This window comes from Bilophila sp. 4_1_30, assembly GCF_000224655.1.
GTDB lineage: Bacteria > Desulfobacterota > Desulfovibrionia > Desulfovibrionales > Desulfovibrionaceae > Bilophila > Bilophila wadsworthia.
Genome location: NZ_JH114232.1, coordinates 490,368 through 494,312, shown reverse-complemented (window position 1 = coordinate 494,312; position 3,945 = coordinate 490,368). Strand labels below are relative to the sequence as shown.

Genomic DNA, 3,945 nt, shown 5'->3' with positions numbered 1-3,945 from the left:
GAGAGAGAGAGAGAGTTTCTGTAGCGCCTTTATGCCCTTTCAAGGCTCATCTACCGGGCGACGATGCTCTTGCCCATCCAGCGCCGGCTCTGCCAGCGGCGCCAGAAGAGGACGGCGCGGATGCTTTCATCCATCGTGAAGGCGATCCACATCCCGACGAGCCCGAAGCCGAGCGTAACGCCGAGCACGTAACCGCCGACGGTCGCCACGCCCCACATGAAGATAAGCCCGATGATGAACGGGTACACGGCGTCGCCGGTAGCGCGGAGGAAGTTCACGCACAGGATGTTGACGGCGCGCCCAAGTTCGAGGACGACGTCGATGCAGAGGATCAGGGCGGTCAGGGATACGACTTCGGGGTTGTCGCTGAGCAGCCCCATGACGCTCTTTCCGAGGAGCGCGGAAAGCAGGGCCACCGAAAAGGAAATCATCAGCGTGATGCGGATACAGTACCGCCCGAGGAGCAATGCGGCGTTCTTGTGCCCCTTGCCGATGAGGTGCCCTATGCAGATGCCGCCGCCTTGCCCCACGGACATGGCGAATACGTAGGAAAAGGTCACGATGTTCACGGCGTAGGTACGTGCGGCGAGAGCCTCATTGCCGAGCATGTTGACGAAATAGGTGATCACCACCTGCGAAAGGCTGTAGGAAAGCTGTTCGCCCCCGGAAGGCAGGCCGATGGACAGCATCTTGCGGAGCACCCCGAAAGGGAAGGGCCAGAGAAAGGAGGGGGGAAACGTCAGTTTTTTGCGGAACAGGATGAAGAGCAGCAGGCACATGGCTACGCCGCGGCTGAACGACGTGGAGATGGCCGCGCCTTCGACCCCAAGGGCGGGGAAGCCGAAATGCCCGAAAATGAGCGTATAATTCCCGATGATGTTGATGATGTTGATGAGAAAGGTCACCTGCATGGGATAATAGGCCATGCCAGCGCTCCGCAGGATGGACGAAAGGGTCAGCGAGATGGCCTGAAAGAACGCGAACCCGCCCACGATGCGCATATACGTCACGCCGTCGCCCATGAGTTCGGGCCGCAGTTCCATAAGGCGCAGGATGCGTTCGGCCCCGAAAAAGAGGGCGGCGCTGACGATGACGCCCATCATCATATTGAAGGCCAGCGATACGCCGATGGCGCGGAATACGTTGTCCATCTGGCGCGCCCCGAGGAACTGCGAACAGAGCACGGACGTCCCGGCTGTCGTGGCCTCGAAGACGAGGAAGATCATGTTCAGAAGCTGCACGACCACGCCCACGGCGGCCACGGTGTTGTCCGAGCACTGGCTGAGCATGACCGTATCCACAATGCCGAGCAGGATGATCAGCACCATCTCGATGAAGATGGGGCCCGTAAGCCGCACCAGCCAGCGGCGGATGTTTTGCTGCTCCTGCGGCAACGCCTCTCCCCCCTACAGCAGACCGTAGTATTGGAACGCCACGATGAGCAGAGGGATGCTCACCGCCGATAAGGCTGTATCTACCACGATGCCGAGCGAAGAGTCTTCTGTAGCCACCTGATATTTTTCAGCAATGATATAAGCCGCCACAGCCGTGGGCATGGCCGCCACGATGGTCGCCGAGGCAAGCGCGATGCCGCGCACACCGAGCAGGTAGAGGACGCCGAAAATGAAAAGCGGCTCCACCACCAGTTTCAGCACGTGCAAAGGAAACTGGCGCCTGGCCCATCCCTTTACGAAGCCCTGCGAGGAAGTCATCTGCTTGGAGAGGATCATGCCCATGCAGAACAGCGCGCAGGGGGCGGACGTGGAGCCGAGCATGGCCGACATCGACAGGATCGGCTTCGGGACGGCGATATGGAGCAGGCTCACTGCTGCGCCGAGCGCCGAATAGATGAGCAGGGGATTGTGGAACAGCGAACGGAGCAGGGACAGGAATACTTGCTTGCGGCCCTCGCCCTTATGTTTCCCGGCTTCCAGCCTGCCGTCCGTGAAAAGCAGGTTCGCGGAGGTCATCACAGCGCAAAGGCTGGCGACGATGGCGGCCTCGGAGCTGTCCGGCAGCAGGAGCACCACGATCGGCAAGCCCATGAACGCCGCGTTCGGGAAACTCGACAGCAGGGCGAACACCGAGCTTTCCTCCCAACGCCTCCGCAGCAGGCTCGAGAAGACCACGTATGCGAACAGGTAGGTGATCCCGTAGCCGAGCAGGATGCCCCCAACCATGGCTCCCGACATCTGCCCCGCTTCCATACGGGCAAGCTGGTTGAACAGCATCATGGGCAGGCCGATCCAGTAGACGAATTGGTTGAGGCAGCCCGATGTTTCTATGGGCAAAAAACCCATCCGTTCAACGACGATGCCAAACAGGATGATGCCAAATACGGGAACCAGCGTGGAAAGGATAGACAGCATGGGAGCCTCGGAAGAATACTGTTTGTTCAATCAATCAGAAGCCGCAAGCTATATACCGTGCGCCGCCGGTATGCAATGGGAAAAACGGCGCCCTCACCGTGCCTTGGATATCCCGGAATGTCCATGCCGCCTTTCTCACCCTTTTACGGGTATCCTTCCTTGTTTTTTCTTTTTCCCGTTGGTACTCTTGATGAAAACCACGCAACCGCTCAAAAAACCTTCCCCCACTACGGCATGGATACCTCACAACAGCCAAGAGACGACAACAAAATTACTTATAAAAACAGCCTGTTCCTTTCATGGTGCATTCTGCTGGCGTTGTGTTTCGCGTTCGTATCCGCCGTCCCCGCCGCTGCCGGCCCCAACCCGGCAAAATACGATAAAGCCATCCGGGATATGGGGCAGCTTCAAAAATCCAAAAAACGACTCCAGCGTGAGCCGTGGGAAAAGCTTGCCGAAACCTTCCTGACCGTCTACCGGGTCGAAAAAAAATGGAAAGAGCGCTCAGCGGCCTTGTTCCGCTCCGCTGAAGCGCTGGATCATTTGGCCCGCTGCGCCTCCAATGCCAAGGACGCCCGGCGCTCGGTGGACCGGTATCTCCAGCTCGTCCGCCTCTATCCCAAAAGCTCGCTGGCCGACGACAGCCTGTACCGGACGGCACGGCTGCGGGGCCAAATCCTCCGCGACAAGGCCGGAGCGCAAGAACTGCTCCAACAGCTCCTCAAAAAATACCCTTCTTCCAATACGGCCAAAGACGCCTCCAGTTATCTTGCGACGCTCTCGCCCAAAGAAAAACGGCAATCGCCTCCCGCCGCCAGCAAGGCAAGCAAGCAAAAACAGCCTAAAGGCAAACCGTTCCGTCTCGGTGTAAAAACGGTGCTCATCGATCCGGGTCACGGCGGCAAAGACCCCGGCACGCACCACAACGGCATCAGGGAAAAGGATCTTACACTGGACATCTCCAAGCGCGTGGGGGCGATCCTGTCCTCGCGCGGCCTCAACGTCCGGTACACGCGCCGCTCCGACACATGGATCACGCTGGAGCAGAGGGCCGACAAAGTCCGCACCAACAAGGCCGACCTGTTCATTTCCATCCACGTCAACGCCAACCCTTCCGAAGGCGTGCAGGGGTTTGAGACGTACTATCTCGACGTTTCCCGCACCTCGGCCTCAACCCGCCTCGCCGCCGTCGAAAACGCCCTCCGCGACCGCAGCCGCGCCACGCGGGAAAAGCTGCCGCCCCATCGCCTTTTCACCATCCAGAAACAGGAATCCCGCCGTCTTGCGCGGAACATCCACGAGACGACGCTCAAATATCTCAGGAAAAAGAATTACCGGACCCACGACGGCGGCATCAAGACCGCCCCCTTCCATGTCCTGCGCCGTTCCGGGGTGCCCGGCGTGCTGATCGAAGTGGGCTACTGCACCAACAAGACCGAAGCCGAACGTCTGGCCGTCGACGCATACCGCGCCTCCATTGCGCGCGGCATTGCCAACGGTATTCTGATCTATACGGGAAAGATGTGAAATGTGGGGGAAGGGAGGAGAGGGCTTTCTGGAGAAAGCCCTCTCCTCC

Annotated in this window: 3 protein-coding genes; 1 reads left to right on the top strand and 2 read right to left on the bottom strand. The window is 59.4% G+C overall.

Annotated elements, in window-relative coordinates:
• Nucleotides 1-50: 50 nt before the first annotated feature.
• Together HMPREF0178_RS08875 and HMPREF0178_RS08870 are read right to left on the bottom strand one after the other, a co-directional pair.
• Nucleotides 51-1,394 carry an MATE family efflux transporter gene (locus HMPREF0178_RS08875; protein ID WP_009380258.1) on the bottom strand — a complete coding sequence of 448 codons (1,344 nt, stop codon included), beginning with the start codon at nt 1,392-1,394 and terminating at the stop codon, nt 51-53.
• Between the two features lie 12 nt (nt 1,395-1,406).
• Nucleotides 1,407-2,369: an AEC family transporter gene (locus HMPREF0178_RS08870; protein WP_005028196.1), complete on the bottom strand. Its 963-nt coding sequence runs from the start codon at nt 2,367-2,369 to the stop codon at nt 1,407-1,409.
• A 234-nt stretch (nt 2,370-2,603) separates the two neighbouring features.
• On the opposite strand from HMPREF0178_RS08870, the gene HMPREF0178_RS08865 reads away from it, so the two are divergent.
• Nucleotides 2,604-3,896 carry an N-acetylmuramoyl-L-alanine amidase gene (locus HMPREF0178_RS08865; protein ID WP_157134912.1) on the top strand — a complete coding sequence of 431 codons (1,293 nt, stop codon included), beginning with the start codon at nt 2,604-2,606 and terminating at the stop codon, nt 3,894-3,896.
• Nucleotides 3,897-3,945 lie beyond the last annotated feature (49 nt).

Bases quoted from the DNA above. Each gene is read 5' to 3' on its own strand.
- HMPREF0178_RS08865 (WP_157134912.1), top strand. From the start codon at position 2,604: ATGGATACCTCACAACAGCCAAGAGACGACAACAAAATTACTTATAAA.
- HMPREF0178_RS08870 (WP_005028196.1), bottom strand. From the start codon at position 2,369: ATGCTGTCTATCCTTTCCACGCTGGTTCCCGTATTTGGCATCATCCTG.